Here is a 21,644-nt window from a genome sequence, read left to right as displayed (position 1 = left end):
GGAAAAGGCGTAAATATCAAAGTGTGTTTGTATGAGGCCCTGGGGCGCCCCATGCAACACGTAATTGGGACATAGCCTTTTTCAAGTTGGTCAACTGACTCCTACGTCATCAGCAATCTAAAAAACCAGCAAAAAGTCACAAAAACATATAAAAATCATCACGATAAAAACTTCATAACATATGTGTACTTTCCTCAAAGTAATTTGAAAATGTCGCAAATTTAGTGATCCACCTCTAATAACCGATACCTCAATTGGAGTAGTATATTGATTAGTTTTTCGGGAGGTCACTCTCCCTACCGCCCCACTCGATGTGTGGTGCTTCAGGATGAGCTGTGCGCAAGGAACTCGCGACCACTCGGTGAGGATTTTTCCATTTATCTGATTTCTGAGGCATTACAATGAGCGACATCAAGAACGTCCGCATTGAAGAAGACCTGCTGGGCACCAAAGAAGTTTCCAATGATCTCTACTACGGTGTGCACACCCTGCGCGCTGTCGAGAACTTCAAGATCAGCTCTCAGAAGATTTCTGACGTTCCGGAATTTGTCCGCGGCATGGTGCTGACCAAGAAAGCTGCTGCACTGGCAAACGGCGAGCTCGGTACCATCCGTCCTGAAATTGCTGACAAGATCGTAGAAGCCTGCGACCTGATGCTGAACACAGGCAAATGCTTCGACCAGTTCCCGGTCGACGTTTACCAGGGAGGTGCCGGCACCTCCGTCAACATGAACACTAACGAAGTACTGGCCAACATCGCCTTGGAAATCATGGGTCTGGAGAAAGGCCGTTACGACGTCATCAACCCGAACGACCACGTCAACAAGTGCCAGTCCACCAACGATGCCTACCCGACCGGTTTCCGCGTTGCTGTGGTCAACAGCACTGACGTGACCCTGCACGCGCTGGAGCACCTGATCGCGGCATTCGATGCCAAAGCGAAAGAGTTCAAAAACATCCTGAAGATGGGTCGTACCCAGTTGCAAGATGCGGTTCCGATGACCCTGGGTCAGGAGTTCCACGCATTCGCCGTGACCCTGCGTGAAGAGATCAAGTCCATCAAGCGTTGCCAGGAGCTGCTGCTGGAAGTGAACCTGGGCGCGACCGCCATCGGTACCGGTCTGAACACTCCGCCCGAGTACTCTGCACTGGCCATCAAGCGTCTGGCCGAGATCACTGGTCGTGCCTATGTGCCGGCAGAAGATCTGATCGAAGCGACCTCCGACTGTGGCGCCTACGTCATGCTGCACGGCGCCATCAAGCGTCTGGCCATGAAGCTGTCCAAGATCTGTAACGACCTGCGTCTGCTCTCCTCCGGCCCGCGCACTGCACTGAAAGAGATCAACCTGCCAGAAATGCAGGCGGGTTCCTCCATCATGCCAGCCAAGGTCAACCCGGTTATCCCGGAAGTGGTCAACCAATCCTGCTTCAAGGTATTCGGTAACGACATCACCATCACCTTCGCCGCCGAAGCCGGTCAGCTGCAGCTGAACGTCATGGAGCCGGTGATTGGTCAGGCAATGTTCGAATCCCTGAGCCTGATGGAAAAAGCCTGTATTTCCCTGCGCGAGAAGTGCGTGGAAGGTATCACCGCCAACCCGGAAATCTGCATGAATCACGTGCTGAACTCCATCGGTATCGTGACCTACCTGAACCCCTTCATCGGACACCACGAAGGGGATATCGTCGGCAAGATCTGTGCCCAGACCGGCAAGAACGTCCGCGAAGTAGTTCTTGAGCGCGGTCTGCTGAGCGCCGAGCAGCTGGACGAAATTCTCTCCATCGAGAACCTGATGAACCCGCAATACAAAGCCAAGCGTTTCACCCGCGAAGCTGCCGTATAAGCGAGTGTGGGCCGGGATCTTCCCGGCCCATAAAGTCAGTTCCCGATTGGTCTTTATCCCCAGCCCGATCGGGAATTGGCTTTTTGCCAAATAAAAACCAAAAAACTAAAAAATGGAGTTATCGCTATGATTGGAATCGAGTTACTTGTCGTGCTCGCCGCTATCTATCTGGGGGCCCGGATAGGCAGCATCGGCATCGGCTTTGCCGGTGGTCTGGGGGTACTGGTATTGACGTGGGGTCTGGGCATGCCCATTCCGAGCGATCAACTGGTCAGCTACATCCCCTGGGATGTGATCATGATCATCGCGTCCGTCATCTGTGCCATCGCCTGTATGCAACTGGCTGGCGGGATGGACTATCTGGTCTTCCTGGCAGAAAAAGCGCTGCGTAAGAACCCCAAATACATCACCTTCGCCGCCCCGGTGGTCACCTACCTGATGACCATGCTGGCCGGTACCGGTCATACCGCCTTCTCCACCCTGCCGGTGATCGCTGAAGTGGCCAAAGAGCAAGGGATCCGCCCATCCCGTCCGCTCTCCATCGCGGTTGTCGCCTCCCAGATCGCCATCACAGCTTCCCCGATCTCTGCCGCTGTGGTTGCCTTCTCCGGCATGCTCGAGCCGTTTGGTGTTGACTACCTGACCCTGCTGGCCATCTGCATCCCCTCTACCTTCCTGGCCTGTATCCTGGGCGCCTTCATTGCCAACATGATGGGCAAGCCGCTGGAGCAGGACGAAGTCTATCTGGAGCGTAAAGCCAAGGGGCTGATCAAACTGCGTGGTACTACCAAGCTCGAGATCAAACCGTACGCCAAGCTGTCGGTCTGGATCTTCATCGCCGCCATCGTTGCTGTCATGGCTTATGCCACTGCCATCTCCGGTAAAGTGGGCCTGATCACCAACCCGCCGATCCCCCGTGACGGCGCCATCATGGGCATCATGCTGGCCGCGGCCACCATCATGACCCTGGTGTGCAAACTAGACGCCACCCAGGTCACCAACATGCCGACCTTCAAGTCCGGTATGTCCGCCTGTATCTGCGTACTGGGTGTCGCTTGGTTGGGTAACGTCTTCGTGAAAGGCAACATGGACACCATCCAGCTGATCGCTGGCGACCTGCTGAACCAGTACTCCTGGCTGCTGGCCGTGGTGCTGTTCTTCGCCGCTATGCTGCTCTATTCACAAGGCGCCACCACCAAAGCGTTGATGCCTGCCGCACTGGCACTGGGTGTCAGCCCGCTGACTGCGATTGCCTCTTTCGCAGCCGTGAGCGCCCTGTTTGTACTGCCGACCTACCCGACCCTGCTGGCTGCGGTAGAGATGGACGACACCGGTTCCACCCGTATCGGTAAGGCGGTCTTCAACCATCCCTTCTTCGTACCGGGCACCGCCACCATCGCCATCGCCGTGGCACTGGGCTTCTTCTTCGGCGGCATCCTGCTGTAATCCTATCGCCTGCCGATTACCAAACAAAAATCCCCGCCAGTTGGCGGGGATTTTTTTATCTCTTTACTCTGTACTTTGCAGTCTGCCCGCACGAGACCTGACCTCTTATCCGGATGGCTCAACCACGGCGACAGCAGACACCACCACGGCGTGCCAGCGGCACTATAACCACCGCTGCCGGATTGCAGGAGCTGTAGGCCACCATGGTACTCACCACCACGCCAGAATGCGGGAACCGTCGGATCAGACCGGATCCAGGGTATCCAGCGGCCAGCGCGGCACGGCTTTGACCGCCAGCGGTTCGAACACGCCCGCTTTCAGGCGCTGCATACCGGCGTAAGCGATCATGGCGCCGTTATCGGTGCAATATTCAGTGCGCGGATAGAACACCTCACCCTTGAGGCTCTCCATCAATTCTGCCAGCTGGGCACGCAGATGACGGTTGGCACTGACGCCGCCAGCAACCACCAGACGCTTAAGACCGGTCTCTTTCAAGGCACGACGGCACTTGATGGCCAGGGTATCGACCACCGCATCTTCAAACGCCCGAGCGATATCGGCACGGGTCTGCTCATCATCACCATTGGCGGCGATGGTGTTGGCGGTGAAGGTCTTCAGGCCGGAGAAGCTCATGTCGAGCCCGGGGCGATCAGTCATGGGACGGGGGAAGTGGAAGCGCCCGGTAGTGCCCTTCTCGGCCAGACGGGAGAGCAGCGGACCACCTGGATAGTCCAGCCCCATCAGCTTGGCGGTCTTGTCGAACGCTTCGCCAGCGGCATCGTCGATGGATTCGCCCAACAGCTGATAACTGCCGATGCCATCAACCCGTACCAGCATGGAGTGACCACCGGATACCAGCAGCGCCACGAAGGGGAACTCGGGAGCTTTCTCTTCCAGCATGGGGGCCAGCAGGTGACCTTCCATATGGTGGACGGCGATAGCAGGCTTGTTCCATGCCATCGCCAGCGAACGACCAATAGTGGCGCCCACCAGAATGGCGCCAACCAGACCCGGCCCCGCGGTATACGCGATGCCGTCGATGTCATCTTTGCCCAGTCCTGCCTCTTGCAATGCCGCCTGGATCAACGGGATCGTCTTGCGAACATGATCCCGGCTGGCGAGTTCGGGGACAACGCCACCGTAGTCCGCATGCAGCTTGACCTGGCTGTATAACTGATGGGAAAGGATCCCTTTTTGATCGTCGAAGATCGCGATCCCGGTTTCGTCACAGGATGTCTCTATGCCCAATACACGCATTGCTAAAAAATTTCACTGCTAAAATGAGACGGCTATGGTAACCTTCGCGGGTTTTTTAAACCAGAGCGATCTCTGCGGGTTTACTTTCATTCCCTGTCCAGAGTATAATTTCGCACCATTTTAAGACATGCTGATCGATTGAAGGTCAGCTAACAATTTATCACTGAGGTGAAAGGCACATGCCAGTAATCAAAGTCCGTGAAAATGAGCCGTTTGACGTTGCTCTGCGTCGTTTCAAGCGTTCTTGCGAAAAAGCCGGTATCCTGTCCGAAGTTCGTAGCCGTGAGTTCTACGAGAAGCCGACTACCATTCGTAAGCGCGCCAAAGCGTCTGCTGTCAAGCGTCACGCCAAGAAGCTGTCTCGCGAAAACGCACGTCGTATCCGCCTGTACTAATCGGGAGATATTGCCGTGTCTCTGAAGGATCAACTCAAGGATCAGCAAAAGCTCGCCATGCTTGCCAAAGATAAGGCACGTCTGGGAGCGATCCGCTTGTTGATGGCAGAAATCAAGCAACGTGAAGTCGATACCCGTATCGAGCTGAATGATGAGGATATCCTCGCTGTCGTGACCAAAATGGTCAAACAGCGCCGCGATTCCATCAGCCAATTTGAAGCTGCAGGTCGCCAGGATCTCGCCGACAAAGAGTCCGCCGAGATCGTTGTGTTGCAGGAATTCCTGCCGCAACAGCTGACCGCAGATGAAATTGCCGCCCTGATCGAGCAAGCCATCGCTGAAAGTGGTGCTGCCGTCATGGCTGATATGGGCAAGGTCATGGCTGTCTTGAAGCCGAAAATTCAGGGGCGTGCCGATGTCGGCGCCGTCAGTGCTCAGGTGAAAACCCGCTTGGCGTAACAGGCAACTCTCTTGTTTGGTCGAAGAAGCCGTGCTTCCCTTGGAATGCGCGGCTTTTTTATTTTCTCCGCAATGAAACAGGACGGTTATGGCAGGCAGGATCCCCCAATCCTTTATCGACGATCTGCTCGTACGCACAGACATAGTCGAGCTGATCGACTCGCGAGTGCGGCTGAAAAAAGCCGGTAAGAACTACCAGGCTTGCTGCCCTTTTCATAACGAAAAAAGCCCCTCTTTTACCGTCAGCCAAGAGAAGCAGTTCTACCACTGTTTCGGTTGTGGCGCCCACGGCAACGCCATCGGCTTTGTCATGGAGTACGACGGTCTCGAATTTCCCGATGCCATCGAAGAGCTCGCCAGCATGCAAGGCATGCAGGTACCTCGCGAGCAGAGCATCGGCGGCTCGGCCAATAGCCAGCCCGCAGTCAGCAAGGATCTGTTCGAGCTAATGAACCAGATCGCCCGCTTCTACGAGAGCAATCTCAAGAGCGCTCCCCATGCGGTGGAGTACCTCAAAGGCCGCGGTCTGACCGGTGAAGTGGTCAAACGATTCAACATTGGCTATGCACCTAGCGATTGGGATCAGGTGCGCCGCCGCTTTGGTACCAGCCGGGATCACGAGCAGTTGCTTATCTCGGGCGGCATGCTGATCACCCGTGACAATGGCCCGGGGAGTTATGATCGTTTCCGCGATCGCATCATGTTCCCGATCCGTGACAAGCGTGGCCGGGTCATCGGTTTTGGTGGCCGGGTGCTGGGTGATGGTACCCCCAAATACCTGAACTCGCCGGAGACCCCCATCTTCCATAAAGGGCGGGAGCTGTTCGGTCTCTACGAGGTGAAGCAGGCACACAAGGATCCACGCCGGATCCTGGTGGTGGAAGGCTACATGGATGTGGTGGCACTCGGTCAGTACGACATCGACTATGCGGTGGCGGCGCTGGGTACTGCAACGACCAGCGACCATATCCACACCCTGTTTCGCACCACCGCCGAGGTAGTCTGCTGCTACGACGGTGACAACGCCGGTCGTGAAGCCGCCTGGCGCGCGCTGGATAATGCCCTCCCTCATCTGCAGGATGGCCGCGAGCTGAAGTTCGTGTTCCTGCCCGATGGCGAGGATCCCGACTCGCTGGTACGCCAGATCGGCAAGGAGGGCTTCGAAGCTCTGCTCGATGAAGCCCAACCGTTCGCCGACTTCATGTTCGAGCGTCTCGGTCGCGATGCGGCGCTCTCCGGTGAGGCGGGCAAGTTCGAAGTAGCCAACAAGGCTGCCGAGCTTATTCGTCGCGTACCGGAAGGGTTTACCCGCGAAGGGCTGATCACTCGTCTCTCCAGCATGATGCGCTGGGGCGAGAACAAACAGCGCATCGCCGAACTCTTTGCCCGCAACAGTCAGCCCAAGGCCGAGGTCAACAAACCCAAGACAGCCAAGCTGACGCCACTGCGGCGTGCGCTGGCACTGATGGTGCAATATCCGGCAGTAACGGCTGAGCTTCCCCCCATGCCGGAATTGGCCGGACTACGCGTACAAGGCATCAAGTTTCTGCTGCAACTGCACCAGCAGATCTTGGCACAGCCCGGTATTACCACAGGTATCCTGCTGGAACACTGGCGTGGTACCAAGGAGGGAGAAATCCTTGCTCAGCTGGCCATGCACGACCTGTTCGAGGAGATCAAACTCGATCAGGAGCCGGATATTCTGGGAGAATTGCAGGACACCTTCGTCGGCTTCATCAACCAGTTTCTGAAACAGCGGATCGAAGAATTGCAGGCCAAAGTGGCTCAGGAAGGACTAAGCTCCGAAGAAACCCAAGAGCTGATGATGCTGATAAGAGAGGTGCAAATTGAGAAAAGAAATGAGAGTGGGGCTTGATATTTGAGTGATTAGTCCCAATATGGATAGCGTTGCCCGAATCGACGGGATGAAAAGCAAAAATTTTATAACCGCCTGGCCCCGACAATACTGCGGGCAGGGGTTTCTCATGACCGACGCCGCAACCAGACATAGCATGTCTGGCGGTTTTCTATTAGAATTGGCTATTTGCGCAGCAGCGCACTGTACGCGCAACCTAGCAACACCAACCGGATGAGTTCTATGGAGCAAACCCCGCAGTCTCAGCTTAAACTCCTCGTTGCCAAAGGTAAAGAACAGGGCTACCTGACCTATGCCGAGGTGAACGATCACCTCCCGCAAGACATTGTCGATTCAGACCAGATCGAAGACATCATTCAGATGATCAACGATATGGGCATTCAAGTGGTTGAAAACGCTCCGGATGCCGATGACCTTATCATGGCTGAAGGTGGTACCGCCGATGAGGACGCTGCCGAAGCAGCGGCCCAGGCTCTGGCATCTGTTGAATCTGAGATTGGTCGCACGACCGATCCCGTCCGCATGTACATGCGGGAAATGGGTACCGTCGAACTGCTGACCCGTGAAGGCGAAATCGACATCGCCAAGCGGATCGAAGACGGTATCAACCAGGTACAAAGCTCCGTAGCCGAGTACCCTGAAGCAATTACTTACCTGCTCGAACAGTACGACAAGTACGAAGCCGAGCAGCTGCGTCTCTCTGACATCATCTCTGGCTTTATTGACCCGAACGAAACCGAAGACATGGCGCCTACCGCCACGCATATCGGTTCCGAGCTCGGCGAAGACGATCTGGCCGACGAAGATGAAGAGGACGAAGAAGACGAAGACGAAGATGGCGACAGCTCTGACGACGACGGTGACGGTGGTCCGGATCCGGAAGTCGCTCGCGAGAAGTTTGGCGAACTGCGTGCCCAGTATGAAGTGACCCGCCTCTCCATTCAGAAGAATGGTCGCGCGCACGAAGATACCCAGGCCGCCATCGCCCAGCTGGCCGATGTATTCCGTCAATTCCGCCTGATGCCCAAGCAGTTCGATCGCCTGGTTAACAACATGCGTGAAATGATGGAGCGCGTCCGCGTGCAGGAACGCATCATCATGAAGCTCTGCGTTGAGCAGGCCAAGATGCCGAAGAAAACCTTCGTCGCGGCCTTCACCAACAACGAGTGTGAAACTGCCTGGTTCGAATACCAGAAGCAGGCTGGCAAAGCCTGGTCTCCCCGTCTGGTTGAAATGGACGAGGATATTCAGCGCGCCATCGGCAAGCTGCAGCAGATTGAAGAAGAGACCGGTCTGTCGATTGCCCAGATCAAGGATATCAACCGTCGCATGAGCATCGGTGAGGCCAAAGCCCGCCGTGCGAAGAAAGAGATGGTTGAGGCCAACTTGCGTCTGGTTATCTCTATCGCCAAGAAGTACACCAACCGCGGTCTGCAGTTCCTCGATCTCATCCAGGAAGGCAACATCGGTCTGATGAAGGCGGTAGACAAGTTTGAATACCGTCGTGGCTACAAGTTCTCGACCTATGCAACCTGGTGGATCCGTCAGGCCATTACCCGCTCCATCGCGGATCAGGCCCGTACCATCCGTATCCCGGTACACATGATCGAGACCATCAACAAGCTCAACCGTATCTCCCGTCAGATGCTGCAGGAGATGGGTCGCGAACCGAATCCGGAAGAGCTGGCCATGCGCATGGGCATGCCGGAAGACAAGATCCGCAAGGTACTGAAGATCGCCAAAGAGCCTATCTCCATGGAGACGCCCATCGGTGATGATGAAGATTCCCACTTGGGCGACTTCATCGAAGATACCACCCTGGCTCTGCCAGCGGATGCGGCGACCAGCGAAAGCCTGCGCAACGCCACCCGCGAAGTGCTGGCTGGCCTGACCGCCCGCGAAGCCAAGGTGCTGCGGATGCGTTTCGGTATCGACATGAACACTGACCACACCCTAGAGGAAGTGGGCAAGCAGTTCGACGTTACCCGTGAGCGTATTCGTCAGATCGAAGCCAAGGCACTGCGCAAACTGCGCCACCCGAGCCGCTCGGAAGTGCTGCGCAGCTTCCTGGACGAATAGTCCTGACCCTGTGTCAAACTGCTCTGCCAAAGCCCCGCCATGCGGGGCTTTGTTTTGTCTGGCATTTACCCTTGCGACCCGCTTTGCCCCCTCTATCGACCTGGACAATTAGTCGCCAAGTGGTTGATATGCCTATAGACTGCCCTTTCCTCTTCCCCTATAATCCACGCCGCTAAACGCACAATTTGGCCCCTTAGCTCAGTTGGTCAGAGCAGTCGACTCATAATCGATTGGTCGTGGGTTCAAGTCCCCCAGGGGCCACCAAATTAGAAAAGGCCGCTCATCATGAGCGGCCTTTTTGCATCTGCTGATCGGGCAATGTCCCGTGATAAGCTCGAGGAGGTCATAGAAAAGACCCGCCATGGGCGGGTCTGGGCAGGGTCCGGATCAGGCGCCTCACTCAGAGACAAGGAGCCTAATGCTGAGCCTCAGGTTTACTCGTTGCTGCCGCTCTGGATGGATAAGCGACGCCCGGCGGGTAGCATCCGGGTAACCAGATTGCTGCGCTGACGCCAGGAGGTGAAGACGATGGCCAGCAGGTGCAGACCAATCAGTCCCTGCAGCGCCACCACGCACCACTCATGCCACTCGTCAGCCCCCAGTTCAAATCCCGTCTCGGTATTTTGAAACCAGCCGCTGCCAGCAGTGGCCAGCACAACCAGCCAGAGCGCCCACACGGCCAGCTTGCCGCTGCCGTGATGACCCGGTGCCGGAGGCTGCCGCTCACGCATCTCGCGCGCTTGCTGGCGAAAATCCTCACCACTGGGGATGAGGGCACCAAGGCGAGCGTAGCCACGGGCGAAAGTGAGCCCCCAGAGCAGACGCAAGGAGACCAGCCCAATGGCACCGTAACCCAGCCACTCGTGCCACTCCTCGCCCGCTTCGTTAACCCAGAGGTTGCCGATGCAGACTGCCGCCAAACCCCAATGGGTCAGACGAACCAGCGGATCCCAGCGAAAGGGCTCACCCTTTTTGCTTGGCATATTTGTGGTACTCCTTCTTCAGGTCGTTGACCTTGGCCAGATGTTCGCGCGCCTTGGCCTCATCACCCGCCTTGAGTGCGGCCAGGCTGGCGTCCAGCTCGGTCTGTACCTCGTTCATTCCTTCAAGGAATTTCTCTTTCTTGGCAGCCGGCATGTTCTTCTGCTTGGCCACATCCAGCTGGGCCTTCATCTCGTTGATGTGCTTCTCCATGGTGGCTGCATCATCAGCCTTGACGGCCTGCTTGTAGTTGAAGCCAATCTTCTTCATTGGCTGTTCCAGATCACCCGCCACTGCAGGCAGGGTCATCAGGCCAAACATCAGGGGCAGCAGCAGGGGGCGGACGGTTTTCAACATGGGATTTCCTTATATAACGACATGCTCGAATTGTTAGGGGTACTTATGAATCCAAACAAGAATTCATCACCAGCATGATGCCATGACTCATGGTGAAACGTTTGTGAAAAATGCTGTTTTTTGTGGCAAATAGTGACAGATATGCCGCGCTTGTTTGCGCTTGGTAACTGATTGAACGCTGGTGACGCGCATCATGAGGATGGTTGAAAGCGGTAAACAGGGACAAAAAACCCCGCCGTAGCGGGGTCTGAATCAGCTGGCCATTTGCGTGCGTCAGTTACTCCTGTTCGCGAGCAATGGCGCGCCAGCCGATATCCTTGCGGTAGAAGACGCCATCCCACTTGATGCGGCCAGCGAGCTGATAGGCACGCTGCTGGGCTTCTGCAACCGTATGGCCCAGCGCTGTGGCGCACAGTACACGACCGCCAGCGGTCAGGCTGGTATCGCCCTCCAGGCGGGTACCGGCATGAAACACCTTCTCACCCGCCACTTCATCCACCGGCAAGCCGCTGATGGGGTGGTTGGTGCTGTAATCGCCGGGATAGCCACCCGCCGCCAACACCACGCCGATAGCGGCGCGGGGATCATAGATGGCCTCTTTCTGATCCAGCTTGCCTGCGCAAGCGGCCAGGCAGAGCTCCACCAGATCGGACTGCATCCGCAGCATGATGGGCTGGGTCTCGGGATCGCCGAAACGGCAGTTGAACTCGATCACCTTGGGATTGCCTGCACCGTCGATCATCAGACCGGCGTAGAGGAAACCTGTGTAGACGTTGCCCTCGGCCGCCATGCCGCGCACAGTCGGCATGATCACCTGCTCCATCACGCGTCGATGTACCTCGGCGGTCACTACAGGCGCCGGGGAGTAAGCCCCCATGCCGCCGGTGTTGAGGCCGGTATCACCGTCGCCAACCCGCTTGTGATCCTGACTGGTGGCCATCGGCAGCACGTGCTCGCCATCGACCATGACGATGAAGCTCGCCTCTTCCCCCTCCAGAAACTCCTCAATCACCACCCGGGAACCCGCTTCGCCAAAGGCATTGCCGGAGAGCATGTCGCGCACCGCGTCTTCCGCTTCCTGCAAGGTCATGGCGACAATCACCCCCTTGCCCGCCGCCAGACCATCGGCCTTGATGACGATGGGGGCGCCCTTCTCGCGCAGATAGGCGAGCGCAGGCTCCACTTCGGTGAAGTTCTGGTACTCGGCGGTCGGAATGGCGTGACGGGCCAGGAAATCCTTGGTGAAAGCCTTGGAGCCTTCCAGCTGGGCAGCGGCAGCAGTCGGGCCAAAGATCGGCTGACCGGCGGCGCGGAAGGCATCCACCACCCCTTTCACCAGCGGCGCTTCCGGCCCGACGATGGTGAGGCCGACCTGCTTCTCTTTGGCAAAAGCCAGCAACCCTTCGATATCGGTCGCCTCGATGGCGACGTTCTCGACACCCGGCTCAAGCTGGGTGCCTGCATTGCCCGGCGCCACAAAAACGTGACGTACCAGTGGGGAGTGTTTGGCCTTCCAGGCCAGAGCGTGTTCGCGGCCACCGTTGCCAATGATCAGTACTTTCATCGTATCGCTCGCTTCTATTTGTGGTCACCGGACGGCCACTCGGGCCGTCAGTCAGTGGAAATAGTCAGTTGAAAAGAGACAACAAAAGGGCCGCCATCGGCAGCCCCTGACCCATCAATGACGGAAATGGCGCATGTTGGTGAACACCATGCACATGCCGTGCTCGTCGGCGGCGTCGATCACCTCCTGATCGCGCATCGAGCCACCCGGCTGGATCACGCAAGAAATACCGGCCTGCGCGGCAGCATCAATACCGTCGCGGAACGGGAAGAAGGCATCGGAGGCCATCACGGAGCCCGCCACGGTCAGCCCTTCGTCCGCCGCCTTGATACCGGCGATTTTGGCCGAATAAACACGGCTCATCTGGCCTGCGCCGACGCCGATGGTCTGGCCATCTTTGGCGTAGACGATAGCGTTGGATTTGACGAACTTGGCCACTTTCCAGCAGAACAGCAGATCTTGCAGTTCGGCTTCGGTCGGCTGGCGCTTGCTGACCACGGTCAGGTCACCCAGCGTCACCATGTCGAGATCCCGCTCCTGTACCAGCAGACCGCCGTTGACGCGCTTGAGGTCAAAACCTTGCGCCGGTGCAGTCCACTGCCCGCATTCGAGCAGACGCACGTTCTGCTTGGCAGCGACCGCTTCGCGGGCCTCCTGGCTGACGCTCGGGGCGATGATCACTTCGACAAACTGGCGGGCCACGATGGCTGCCGCAGTGGCACCATCCAGCTCACGGTTAAAGGCGATGATGCCGCCGAAGGCGGAGGTGGGGTCGGTCTGGTAGGCGCGATCGTAGGCACTCAGCAGGTCGCTACCGATAGCCACACCGCAGGGGTTGGCATGCTTGACGATGACGCAGGCCGGCTCGTCGAACTCCTTAACACACTCCAGCGCCGCATCGGTATCGGCGATGTTGTTGTAGGAGAGCGCCTTGCCCTGCAACTGGGTAGCGCTGGAGACAGAACCCGGAGCGGCATGCTCTTCGGCGTAGAAGGCGGCTGCCTGATGGCTGTTTTCGCCGTAACGCATGTCCTGCTTCTTGATGAACTGGCTGTTGAAGGTGCGCGGGAAACGGGACTCCTCGTCACCCTCCTTGTTGTCACCGTAGGAAGGAACCATGGTGCCAAAGTAGTTGGCGATCATGCCGTCGTAGGCGGCGGTGTGCTCGAAGGCTGCGATGGCCAGATCGAAACGGGTCGCCAGTTTCAGGCTGTTGCCGTTGGCATCCATCTCGCGAATAACCCGATCATAGTCAGCAGCTTTGACGACGATAGCAACATCTTTGTGGTTTTTGGCGGCAGAACGCACCATGGTTGGGCCGCCGATGTCGATGTTCTCGACCGCATCCGCCAGGGTGCAGCCCGCTTTGGCCACGGTGGCAGCAAAGGGGTAGAGGTTGACGACAACCATGTCGATGGGGGAGATAGCGTGCTGGGCCATGATGGCGTCATCCTGATCCCGACGGCCGAGGATGCCGCCATGAACCTTGGGATGCAGGGTCTTGACCCGGCCATCCATCATTTCAGGGAAACCCGTGTAGTCGGAGACCTCGGTCACCGGCAGACCCGCCTCGCCAAGCAGCTTGGCGGTACCGCCCGTGGAGAGCAGGGCAACACCACGCTCGTTGAGTGCCTTGGCAAATTCCAGAATGCCAGTTTTGTCAGACACACTCAGCAGTGCACGGCGAATGGGTCGAGCTTGTTCCATCACACTATCGTCCTCAACATAACGGGGACCGTTCCATGGGAGGCGAGGCTCAACACAGAGAGTCCCCAAATAAATGGAAGTGGGGGATTTCGCAAACCACTCTCGCCCCGACATCCGGCAAAAGCGTTTTAGGAAATGCCCGCTTGGTGCGGCGCTCTGTTATGGGCGCGTATTCTACACAAAAAATGTGACCTGTGGTGGATTTTTTGAAACAGCAAAGCCTTATTTGACGCGGCGTTAAACGTTTTCCACTTGATTTTCTCGAAACGTTTGCACTTTCAGTGTTTTATGGGAAAAAGAGTCGCCAGGAGATGTTTATCTGCCCCTTTTATGCCCTTGGCTGGCAATCCATTGGCAAAGGGGTGATAGTGGATTCCGGTTTTTGTGGCGGCATACATTCAAGGGGAGAGAGAGCATGTATCGGATCGGTGAACTGGCCAAGGCGTGCGGGGTCAAGGCAGATACCCTGCGTTTTTACGAGAAGAACGGGCTTATCTCACCGGGGATCCGCAACGAATCCGGCTACCGTCTCTACAGCGAACAGGACAAGCGGCGGCTGGAGTTTATTATCCGCGCCAAGTCGGTCGGATTCTCGCTGGCCGATATTGGCGAGCTGCTCGACCTCGATACCAACAAGGCCAAAGTCACCTGTCAGGAGGTGAAAGCAGTGGCCGACACCAAGCTGGCCCAGGTGGAGCAGAAGATCATCGAACTGACCCGCTTTCGCGACAATCTGCGCGAGCTCTCCAATATCTGCTGCGGCGGGCCGCGCTCGGCGGAGCACTGCGCCATCCTCGAGACGCTGGAATCTGGCGCCCCGGCCCATCACGAGCATCACAGCCACGACCAGCATGACCCGGTTCACGGCTGACATGGTATGCCTGACTGAGCGTGCCTGACTCAGTGTGACTGACTCGGCGCCGCCGACGCATTGCTCCGGCGGCGATTTGGTGACAAAATCGCCGCGTTTTTAACCGGAGCCAGTGCATCCGGTTGCCGGGCGCTAGCCTGAACAGGCGCCCGCAGCGAAAACCGCCATCCAGACACAAGAATCAACACACCAAGAGAAAAGAAGAGGAGCCATCATGGCCAAAATTCGGGTCGACCAACCCGCCCTCCCCCGTGAGGAAAATGCGCAAGGGGGCCGCTATGCCCATCAGCGCGGCGAGATAAAGGATAACCATCTGCACGCCCTGCTCTCCGATCCGCTGTTTCGCAGCCGGGTCGAGCGCAACAAGAAGGGCAAGGGGAGTTACCAGCGCAAGGCCAAATTCGGCAAGCGGTGGGAGCCCGGCCAACAGCAGATGATCCGCGTCTGCTGCTGAGCGGGTTTCTACCGACCATAAACAATCAGGGCACCATGGGTGCCCTGATTGTTTTGACAGAAGAAGCGATTTGGCAACGCCAACTCACCACCTCAAAGTTGCGCCTCAACAGGCCACTCACTCATCCATAAAGAGTTCGAGCAATACGTTGAGATAGCGATGGCCGAGGGAGGTGAGCTGCCAGCTATCTCCCAGATCCTTGATAAGCTCCTTGCTCTGTGCGATGGAGAGCACCGTCTCGACCCGCTCCAGCGGCAAGCCGGTATAGGCCTCGAACTCCGCCTTGGGGGCCGGTTCAAACAGGCGGAAGCGATTCATAAAGTATTCGAGCGGCAGATCGTCTGCCGTCACCTGCCACTGCTCGTCCAGATAGGGGCGACCCTTGTCCAGATACCCTTTCGGATGCTTCACCTTGGCAGTGCGCAGGATCTGCTGATCCGCGAGATCGGTCACCTTGCCGTGGGCGCCACAGCCGATCCCCAGATAGTCGCCAAAGCGCCAGTAGTTGAGGTTGTGATGGCACTGATAGCCCTCTTTGGCATAAGCCGAGATCTCGTACTGGCGATAACCGCTGGCGGTAAGCATGGCGTGGCCCTGCTCGTAGATATCCCACAGGGTGTCATCTTCCGGCAGTTTGGGCGGCTTGGAGGCAAACGCCGTGTTCGGCTCTATGGTGAGCTGATACCAGGAGAGGTGCGGCGGGGCGCAGTCGATAGCCTGCTGCAGGTCATAAAGGGCATCATCCAGACTCTGATCCGGCAGACCGTGCATCAGATCCAGATTGAAGGTGGGCAACTTGATGGCGTGGGCCAGTGCGGCGGCCTTGCGCGCCTCTTCCGGGCCGTGGATACGCCCAAGCCGAGTCAGCTTCTCCTGCTGGAAGCTCTGCACCCCGATGGAGATGCGGTTGATGCCGGCGCGCTGGAAACCGGCGAACTTGTCCGCCTCCACCGTGCCCGGATTCGCTTCCATGGTGATCTCGCAATCGGCGGAGAGCGGAATGCGGGCCCGCACCCCGTCCAGCAAGGTTTGCATCGCCTCCACCGTCAGCAGGCTGGGGGTGCCGCCGCCAATAAAGATCGAGGAGAGCGGCCGCCCCTGTGCCCACTTCAGATCCTGATCCAGATCCTCCAGCAGGGCGGCGACATATTCGAGGTGAGGCAACTCCCCCTTCTGGGCATGGGAGTTGAAGTCACAGTAAGGGCACTTCTGGACGCACCAGGGCACATGAATATAGAGAGAGAGCGGCGGCAGTTGCAGCATGGGGCTTCCAATAAAACGGGGGCTCAAGGCCCCCATTGTAGATGACTATGTGTAATTGACCGTGTGTAACCGACAAGGTGGCGAAGTGACTCAGTGCGCCGCAGCCAGCGCCGCTTTGAGCTTGGCCAGCGCCTGACCACGATGGCTCAGCTGGTTTTTCAGCTCGGCGGGCATCTGGGCGGCGGTGCAGTCGTGATCCGGCACGAAGAATACCGGGTCATAGCCAAAGCCATGTTGACCGCGCGGCTCGTCGATGATCATCCCTTCCCAGCTCGCCTGACAGATGATGGGGGTGGGATCGTCGGCGTGGCGCATATAGACCAGCACACACCAGAAGCGGGCGCTCTTCAGGTACTCGGGGGCACCTTGCAGCTCGCCGAGCAGCTTCTCGATGTTGGCCTTGTCACCGGCACCCACACCGGCAAAGCGGGCGGAGTAAACGCCGGGGCGCCCTTGCAGCAGATCGACTTCCAGACCGGAGTCATCGGCCACGGCGGGCAGACCGGTAATGCGGGCGGCGTGGCGGGCCTTGATGATGGCATTCTCGACGAAGGTGGTGCCGGTCTCATCGGCATCGGAGACCGCAAACTCGCTCTGTGGGATCACCTGGATCTTCATATCGGCCAGCATGGCTGCCAATTCCTTCACCTTTTTCTGGTTACCTGTTGCCAGGACAAGCTTGTTCATCGAGCACCTCCGCAAAAATAATCTGCGCATTCTATGCGGCGCAAGCGTTTAGTAAAAGCGTCAATTACACCCGCTGTGATGGGGTTACGGGGGATTTGCCGCCATCTAATAACCAGCTTTTTAATACATGTTTCCATAATGGAATAACCAAAGTGATTAAATACCATTTCTATTCATTACTGTGAGTCAGTAGACTCGCGCCCCAATTCATTAACCTGGCTGACTAAAGAGGTGACAGATGCCATTGATACTTTTACTCGTACTACTGGTGCTGTTCAGTCCGCTGGCTATCGACATCTACCTGCCCGCCATTCCGCAGATGGCCGAGCAGCTGGGCGCCGAAGTAACCCTGATGCAGGGCACCATCACCTGGTTCCTGTTCAGCATGGGGCTGGGGCAACTGCTTGTTGGCCCGCTGGCCGATCGCTACGGTCGCAAGCCCATCGCGCTGGGCGGCGTGCTGCTCTATGGCCTGAGCGCGCTGGGGGCCGGTTTTGCCGCCAGCCTCGGCGAATTGATGCTGGCCCGGGTGCTGCAGGGCTTCGGCGCCTGCGCCACCTCGGTCGCCGCCTTCTCGGTGGTGCGTGACAGCTACGGCCCGAAAAAGAGCGGCCAGATGATCTCCTACCTCAATGGGGCCATCTGCTTTATTCCTGCGCTGGCGCCCCTGCTCGGTGGCTGGCTCACCGCCAAGGCGGGCTGGTCTGCCAACTTCTGGTTTATGGCCGGTTATGCGCTCATCGTCGGCAGCTGGCTGATGTGGCGGATGCCGGAGACACGCCCGGAGGAGACCCGCAGCGAAGGGGCCCTCATCAGCTGGTCTCGCTACAGCCCGGTGCTGCGCTCCCCCAGCTTCCTGTTCAATGCGGCGCTGTGCATGCTGGCGATGGCGGTGATCCTCGCTTATGTCACCGCCGCCCCGGTGCAGCTGATGGTGAAACTGGGGCTCGATATGAGCGGCTTTAGCTACTGGTTTACCGCCAACGCCGCGCTCAACATTCTGGCCTGCTTCATGGCGCCGCGCTTTATCGCCAAGGTGGGGCCAAGACGCACACTGCGCATCGGGCTGCTGGTGTTGATGCTTTCGGCCATCACCCTGACTTTGGCCATGCACATCGAACATCCGCTGGCGATGATGGGGCCGGTGTTCCTCTCCAGCATCGGCTTTGCCATGATTCTGGGCTCTGCCGCCGGCATGGCGCTGGCACCGTTCGGCCACTGCGCCGGTACCGCCGCCGCCCTGCTCGGCCTGTTCCAGATGAGCGGCTCCGGCGCCCTGGTTGGTCTGACCGGCGCTCTGATGCACGACCCGCTGAGCCAGCTGGCACTGCATATGTGGCTACTGCTGCCGCCTCTGGTGATGCTGATGACCCGGCGCGGCCGCCGCTTGTGTTTGCAATAAATCCTGTGCTCTGATGGGCACACTCAGGGGGCCATCGGCCCCCTTCTCGTTTGTATCGCCTTTACAGCACATGGCCATCCGGCAGAGAGCCGGCGATGGCAACCCCACTCACTCGATGTCAGCGGAGAACTCCCGATGAGCCACACTCTCAACGCAGCCCTGGTGGGCTATGGCTTTGCAGGCAAGACCTTCCACGCCCCCTTCCTCTCCACCACCCCGGGCTTGTCCCTGAGTTGGGTAGTGAGCCGCGATGCCGCCAAGGTGCAGGCCGATCTGCCCGACTGCCGGGTCGGCTCACTGGAGGAGGTGCTGAGGGATGAGACCGTCGATCTGGTGGTGATCGCCACCCCCAACGACACCCACGCCCCCCTCGCCCGCCAGGCGCTGCTGGCAGGCAAACATGTGGTGATCGACAAGCCCTTTGCACTGGATCTGGCAGAAGCGAAAGCACTGGTCGAACTGGCCGAAAAGCAGCAGCGACTGCTCAGTATCTTCCACAACCGCCGCTGGGACGGGGATTTTCTCACCGTGCGCCGTTTGATTGCCGAGGGGACGCTGGGGCAGATCGCCCAGTTCGAATCCCACTTCGATCGCTATCGCCCCGAAGTACGCCAGCGCTGGCGCGAAGCGGGTGGCCCGGGTTCCGGCCTCTGGTTCGATCTCGGCCCCCATGTACTGGATCAGGCGCTACAGCTGTTCGGCCAGCCGGACTGGTTGCAGGCCGATCTGGCCGAGCAGCGCCCCGGCGCACTGGCGGACGACTACTTCCATATGGTGCTGGGTTACGGTGAACGGTCTGGCGAGATGCGAGTGATCCTGCATGGCAGCTGCTTGGTCTCGGCCACCATGCCGCGTTTCATCGTCCACGGCAGCCAGGGTTCGTTCGTGAAATTCGGTATGGATGTGCAGGAAGAGCAGCTCAAGCAGGGCTTGCGGCCGCCGGCGGCGGATTGGGGCATGGATAGTGAGCCCGGTCAGCTCAGCCGCATTGTCGATGGTCAGTTACAGCAGCAGAGCGTGGTGGGTGAGCCGGGGGATTATGGCGCCTACTATCGCGGTGTCTGCGCCACCATCAAGGGTGAGGGAAGCAACCCGGTGCCAGCAAGTGAAGCGCTGGCGGTGATGGCGCTGCTGGATCTGGCCCGTCAGAGCCACCTTGAGGGAAAACGGCTGCCCTGTCAGAAGCTGTCTGACTAAGGTGCGGGTCATCGGCCGCTATTGATCAACCTTGACCTTGTTAAACCGCCACAAGATGGCAGCAAAGCGGTGTTTTATTGTGCAGTTATCACCATTTAACGGCATCTTGTATTGATATCAGTCGTTGCAGTGGAGCTTTTTATCCACGGCACGAAAAAATGTCATTGTGATATCCGTTTTCATCGGTAACTAATGGGGCTATATTGCGCCCGCCTGCTGCCTCCTGGCTTCTTGTTTCAATACCGGGCAACGGTGGGCGCTGTGATGGTTGCACAGACCATCTCTCCATATTTATTTGAGGGAATGCACATGAACAAAGTACTGGTAGCCGGTATCCTGGGTCTGATGTTGACTGCTTGCGGTCAGAAAGAAGAAAAAGCTGCCGCTCCTGCTGCTGCTCCGGCCGCCGAAGTTGCTGCCACTGTAGAAAAAGCCGCTAGCGAAGCCACCTCTACCGTAGAGAAGGCCACCTCCGAAGCTAGCGAAGCCACCTCTACCGTAGAGAAGGCCACCTCCGAAGCGACTGCAACCGTAGAAAAAGCTGCTACCGAAGCCGCTACCAAGGTTGAAGCTGCAGTGAGCGATGCCAAGGCCAACTAAGCCTGCACCTCATTTGAAGACGGGTCCGAAGGCAACTTCGGACCCGTTTTTTTATCTGTCGCTCAGGGGGCCGGATTAATCAGCGAGGTGAGGATGTGATCCTCCCAGCGGCCATTGATCATCAGATACGCCCGTGCGAATCCCTCCAGCTCGAAGCCGAGCCGCTCCAGCAAGGCGCCACTGCGCTGATTGGCTGGCATATAGCAAGCCATGATGCGATGCAGATCGTGCTCCCGAAACAGGTAGTCGATTGCGGCTGACAGCACCTCTCTCATCACCCCCTGCCCCTGATGCTGCTGGTCGATGGCATAGCCCAGATGACACGCCTTGAAGACCCCCATCAGGATATTGCTGAAGTTGCAGGTGGCGATCACCCGCTCGCCAGCCGGATCGAGGGCCACCAGATTGACGCCGGTGCCGTTGAAGAACTGGCTGTAGCTATCCTGCAGCCGGTTATGCCAGTAAGAAAGCGTGTAGAAATGGTCATCGCGCAGCGGCTCCCAGGGGGTGAGATGGGCACGGTTGCGCCGGTAGAAGTCGAGCATCATGGGGGCCCGATCCGGCGACAGTATGGTCAGGTGGGTGCGGGCCGTCTTGATATGTGGCAGCGACATCAGGACTCCCTCTGTCTTAGCCACTCATCGCGCAGCAGGCTGTAGTGGGCATGGTCCACAATCCGGTTGCCCAGCCGCTCTGCGCGCCGGGTCACCCCCTCAAGCTGCATCCCGAGCCGTTCACAAACAGCCCTGCTGGGCTCGTTATCGGTGGCGGCGCTGATCTCCACCTTCTCCATCCCCATCTCCTCGAAGGCGTGGTGGATCAGGGCCTGACAGGCCCGGGTGATGATGCCGTTACCCTGCCAGCGCTCCGCCAGCCAGTAACCAATGACCACCTTGCCAAGGTCGTGATCGATGCTGTTGTAACCGATAACCCCCACCACCTCCCCCTGATACTCGATAGCGGTGGTGAGCCCCTCGCCGCGGGCGAACTTCTCGATGGCACTGCGAATGAAGAGGGCGCTGTCAACGGGGCGCTGGATCAGTGGCGGCCAAGGTAGCCACTGGGAGAGGAACTCCCGGTTGTCATTGCAGAGGGCAAACAGTTCGCTCGCCATATCTGGCTGCAAGAAGAGCAGCGCAAGCTCGTCGTCCAACTGCCATGAAAACATGGGATTCTCCTTTCAAATCAGTGATCAAATAGCGAAT

Annotated in this window: 20 protein-coding genes and 1 tRNA gene; 12 read left to right on the top strand and 9 right to left on the bottom strand. The window is 58.1% G+C overall.

Translation table 11 applies throughout. The annotated features are described in order from the left end of the window. Window positions 1–401: 401 nt before the first annotated feature. Together aspA and G5315_RS07525 are read left to right on the top strand one after the other, a co-directional pair. On the top strand, window positions 402–1,844 hold the full coding sequence (aspA, locus tag G5315_RS07530; RefSeq protein WP_005340569.1) for an aspartate ammonia-lyase: 1,443 nt from the start codon (window positions 402–404) through the stop codon (window positions 1,842–1,844). A gap of 126 nt (window positions 1,845–1,970) precedes the next feature. Beyond that, on the top strand, window positions 1,971–3,290 hold the full coding sequence (locus G5315_RS07525) for an anaerobic C4-dicarboxylate transporter (protein WP_021229055.1): 1,320 nt from the start codon (window positions 1,971–1,973) through the stop codon (window positions 3,288–3,290). A gap of 243 nt (window positions 3,291–3,533) precedes the next feature. Here G5315_RS07525 and tsaD read toward each other — a convergent pair whose 3' ends face one another. Beyond that, window positions 3,534–4,547, bottom strand: a complete 1,014-nt coding sequence (gene tsaD / locus G5315_RS07520) for a tRNA (adenosine(37)-N6)-threonylcarbamoyltransferase complex transferase subunit TsaD (protein ID WP_005349085.1) — start codon at window positions 4,545–4,547, stop codon at window positions 3,534–3,536. 179 nt (window positions 4,548–4,726) lie between these two features. On the opposite strand from tsaD, the gene rpsU reads away from it, so the two are divergent. The 5 genes from rpsU to G5315_RS07495 all read left to right on the top strand — a co-directional run bounded on the left by rpsU (window position 4,727) and on the right by G5315_RS07495 (window position 9,620). Then, on the top strand, window positions 4,727–4,942 hold the full coding sequence (rpsU, locus tag G5315_RS07515) for a 30S ribosomal protein S21 (protein WP_005309452.1): 216 nt from the start codon (window positions 4,727–4,729) through the stop codon (window positions 4,940–4,942). A 15-nt stretch (window positions 4,943–4,957) separates the two neighbouring features. Next, entirely contained in the window at window positions 4,958–5,401 is a 444-nt protein-coding gene (locus G5315_RS07510; protein ID WP_421332830.1) for a GatB/YqeY domain-containing protein, read from the top strand. Window positions 5,402–5,489: 88 nt separating this feature from the next. Then, window positions 5,490–7,277 carry a DNA primase gene (gene dnaG, locus G5315_RS07505; protein WP_421332829.1) on the top strand — a complete coding sequence of 596 codons (1,788 nt, stop codon included), beginning with the start codon at window positions 5,490–5,492 and terminating at the stop codon, window positions 7,275–7,277. Between the two features lie 183 nt (window positions 7,278–7,460). Continuing rightward, a complete protein-coding gene (gene rpoD / locus G5315_RS07500; RefSeq protein ID WP_263718854.1) occupies window positions 7,461–9,356 on the top strand; it encodes an RNA polymerase sigma factor RpoD in 1,896 nt (631 codons plus the stop codon). Between the two features lie 187 nt (window positions 9,357–9,543). Further along, window positions 9,544–9,620 (top strand) — tRNA-Ile (locus tag G5315_RS07495). 170 nt (window positions 9,621–9,790) lie between these two features. Here the strand turns inward: G5315_RS07495 and G5315_RS07490 are convergent. From G5315_RS07490 to purH, 4 genes are all read right to left on the bottom strand, one after another. Then, window positions 9,791–10,339, bottom strand: a complete 549-nt coding sequence (locus tag G5315_RS07490; RefSeq protein ID WP_421332828.1) for a cytochrome b/b6 domain-containing protein — start codon at window positions 10,337–10,339, stop codon at window positions 9,791–9,793. Next, window positions 10,320–10,694 (bottom strand): cytochrome b562, encoded by a 375-nt coding sequence (locus tag G5315_RS07485; protein WP_005349056.1) that lies wholly within the window; start codon window positions 10,692–10,694, stop codon window positions 10,320–10,322. Before G5315_RS07485 ends, G5315_RS07490 begins: the two co-directional genes overlap by 20 nt. 277 nt (window positions 10,695–10,971) lie before the next feature. Next, window positions 10,972–12,258 (bottom strand): phosphoribosylamine--glycine ligase, encoded by a 1,287-nt coding sequence (gene purD, locus G5315_RS07480; RefSeq protein WP_005341242.1) that lies wholly within the window; start codon window positions 12,256–12,258, stop codon window positions 10,972–10,974. 114 nt (window positions 12,259–12,372) lie between these two features. Then, the gene (purH, locus tag G5315_RS07475) at window positions 12,373–13,965 is read right to left on the bottom strand and encodes a bifunctional phosphoribosylaminoimidazolecarboxamide formyltransferase/IMP cyclohydrolase (protein ID WP_421332827.1); all 1,593 of its coding nucleotides are present in this window, start codon (window positions 13,963–13,965) and stop codon (window positions 12,373–12,375) included. Between the two features lie 415 nt (window positions 13,966–14,380). Between purH and zntR the strand changes: the two genes are divergently transcribed. Beyond that, window positions 14,381–14,836: a Zn(2+)-responsive transcriptional regulator gene (gene zntR, locus G5315_RS07470; protein ID WP_005341244.1), complete on the top strand. Its 456-nt coding sequence runs from the start codon at window positions 14,381–14,383 to the stop codon at window positions 14,834–14,836. Between the two features lie 214 nt (window positions 14,837–15,050). Then, window positions 15,051–15,290, top strand: coding sequence for an alternative ribosome-rescue factor A (locus tag G5315_RS07465; RefSeq protein WP_421332826.1), 240 nt, complete (start codon window positions 15,051–15,053; stop codon window positions 15,288–15,290). Between the two features lie 117 nt (window positions 15,291–15,407). Here the strand turns inward: G5315_RS07465 and hemW are convergent, their stop codons facing one another. Both hemW and rdgB read right to left on the bottom strand, forming a co-directional pair. Then, on the bottom strand, window positions 15,408–16,553 hold the full coding sequence (gene hemW / locus G5315_RS07460; RefSeq protein WP_421332825.1) for a radical SAM family heme chaperone HemW: 1,146 nt from the start codon (window positions 16,551–16,553) through the stop codon (window positions 15,408–15,410). A 90-nt stretch (window positions 16,554–16,643) separates the two neighbouring features. After that, the gene (rdgB, locus tag G5315_RS07455; RefSeq protein WP_005340539.1) at window positions 16,644–17,240 is read right to left on the bottom strand and encodes an RdgB/HAM1 family non-canonical purine NTP pyrophosphatase; all 597 of its coding nucleotides are present in this window, start codon (window positions 17,238–17,240) and stop codon (window positions 16,644–16,646) included. 238 nt (window positions 17,241–17,478) lie between these two features. On the opposite strand from rdgB, the gene G5315_RS07450 reads away from it, so the two are divergent. From G5315_RS07450 to G5315_RS07440, 3 genes are all read left to right on the top strand, one after another. Further along, window positions 17,479–18,642 carry a multidrug effflux MFS transporter gene (locus tag G5315_RS07450; protein ID WP_005340537.1) on the top strand — a complete coding sequence of 388 codons (1,164 nt, stop codon included), beginning with the start codon at window positions 17,479–17,481 and terminating at the stop codon, window positions 18,640–18,642. Window positions 18,643–18,777: 135 nt separating this feature from the next. Continuing rightward, window positions 18,778–19,839 (top strand): oxidoreductase, encoded by a 1,062-nt coding sequence (locus G5315_RS07445; protein WP_421332824.1) that lies wholly within the window; start codon window positions 18,778–18,780, stop codon window positions 19,837–19,839. Window positions 19,840–20,148: 309 nt separating this feature from the next. Further along, window positions 20,149–20,439 carry a hypothetical protein gene (locus G5315_RS07440; protein WP_421332823.1) on the top strand — a complete coding sequence of 97 codons (291 nt, stop codon included), beginning with the start codon at window positions 20,149–20,151 and terminating at the stop codon, window positions 20,437–20,439. Window positions 20,440–20,501: 62 nt separating this feature from the next. Here G5315_RS07440 and rimJ read toward each other — a convergent pair whose 3' ends face one another. Together rimJ and G5315_RS07430 are read right to left on the bottom strand one after the other, a co-directional pair. Next, entirely contained in the window at window positions 20,502–21,053 is a 552-nt protein-coding gene (gene rimJ / locus G5315_RS07435; RefSeq protein WP_421332822.1) for a ribosomal protein S5-alanine N-acetyltransferase, read from the bottom strand. After that, a complete protein-coding gene (locus tag G5315_RS07430; RefSeq protein ID WP_421332821.1) occupies window positions 21,053–21,607 on the bottom strand; it encodes a GNAT family N-acetyltransferase in 555 nt (184 codons plus the stop codon). The genes rimJ and G5315_RS07430 overlap by 1 nt, the downstream gene beginning before the upstream one ends. Between the last annotated feature and the right edge of the window lie 37 nt (window positions 21,608–21,644).

The sequence above is a fragment of the Aeromonas sp. 603607 genome (assembly GCF_049171595.1).
GTDB lineage: Bacteria > Pseudomonadota > Gammaproteobacteria > Enterobacterales > Aeromonadaceae > Aeromonas > Aeromonas veronii.
The sequence above is the reverse complement of the archived record's forward strand: the minus strand, read 5'-3'. Positions and strand labels throughout refer to the sequence as shown.

Excerpts from the sequence above, each read along its gene's own strand:
- aspA (WP_005340569.1), top strand. The coding sequence starts at position 402 with ATGAGCGACATCAAGAACGTCCGCATTGAAGAAGACCTGCTGGGCACC.
- G5315_RS07525 (WP_021229055.1), top strand. The coding sequence starts at position 1,971 with ATGATTGGAATCGAGTTACTTGTCGTGCTCGCCGCTATCTATCTGGGG.
- tsaD (WP_005349085.1), bottom strand. The coding sequence starts at position 4,547 with ATGCGTGTATTGGGCATAGAGACATCCTGTGACGAAACCGGGATCGCG.
- rpsU (WP_005309452.1), top strand. The coding sequence starts at position 4,727 with ATGCCAGTAATCAAAGTCCGTGAAAATGAGCCGTTTGACGTTGCTCTG.
- dnaG (WP_421332829.1), top strand. The coding sequence starts at position 5,490 with ATGGCAGGCAGGATCCCCCAATCCTTTATCGACGATCTGCTCGTACGC.
- G5315_RS07490 (WP_421332828.1), bottom strand. The coding sequence starts at position 10,339 with ATGCCAAGCAAAAAGGGTGAGCCCTTTCGCTGGGATCCGCTGGTTCGT.
- G5315_RS07485 (WP_005349056.1), bottom strand. The coding sequence starts at position 10,694 with ATGTTGAAAACCGTCCGCCCCCTGCTGCTGCCCCTGATGTTTGGCCTG.
- purD (WP_005341242.1), bottom strand. The coding sequence starts at position 12,258 with ATGAAAGTACTGATCATTGGCAACGGTGGCCGCGAACACGCTCTGGCC.
- purH (WP_421332827.1), bottom strand. The coding sequence starts at position 13,965 with ATGGAACAAGCTCGACCCATTCGCCGTGCACTGCTGAGTGTGTCTGAC.
- zntR (WP_005341244.1), top strand. The coding sequence starts at position 14,381 with ATGTATCGGATCGGTGAACTGGCCAAGGCGTGCGGGGTCAAGGCAGAT.
- G5315_RS07465 (WP_421332826.1), top strand. The coding sequence starts at position 15,051 with ATGGCCAAAATTCGGGTCGACCAACCCGCCCTCCCCCGTGAGGAAAAT.
- hemW (WP_421332825.1), bottom strand. The coding sequence starts at position 16,553 with ATGCTGCAACTGCCGCCGCTCTCTCTCTATATTCATGTGCCCTGGTGC.
- rdgB (WP_005340539.1), bottom strand. The coding sequence starts at position 17,240 with ATGAACAAGCTTGTCCTGGCAACAGGTAACCAGAAAAAGGTGAAGGAA.
- G5315_RS07450 (WP_005340537.1), top strand. The coding sequence starts at position 17,479 with ATGCCATTGATACTTTTACTCGTACTACTGGTGCTGTTCAGTCCGCTG.
- G5315_RS07445 (WP_421332824.1), top strand. The coding sequence starts at position 18,778 with ATGAGCCACACTCTCAACGCAGCCCTGGTGGGCTATGGCTTTGCAGGC.
- G5315_RS07440 (WP_421332823.1), top strand. The coding sequence starts at position 20,149 with ATGAACAAAGTACTGGTAGCCGGTATCCTGGGTCTGATGTTGACTGCT.
- rimJ (WP_421332822.1), bottom strand. The coding sequence starts at position 21,053 with ATGTCGCTGCCACATATCAAGACGGCCCGCACCCACCTGACCATACTG.
- G5315_RS07430 (WP_421332821.1), bottom strand. The coding sequence starts at position 21,607 with ATGTTTTCATGGCAGTTGGACGACGAGCTTGCGCTGCTCTTCTTGCAG.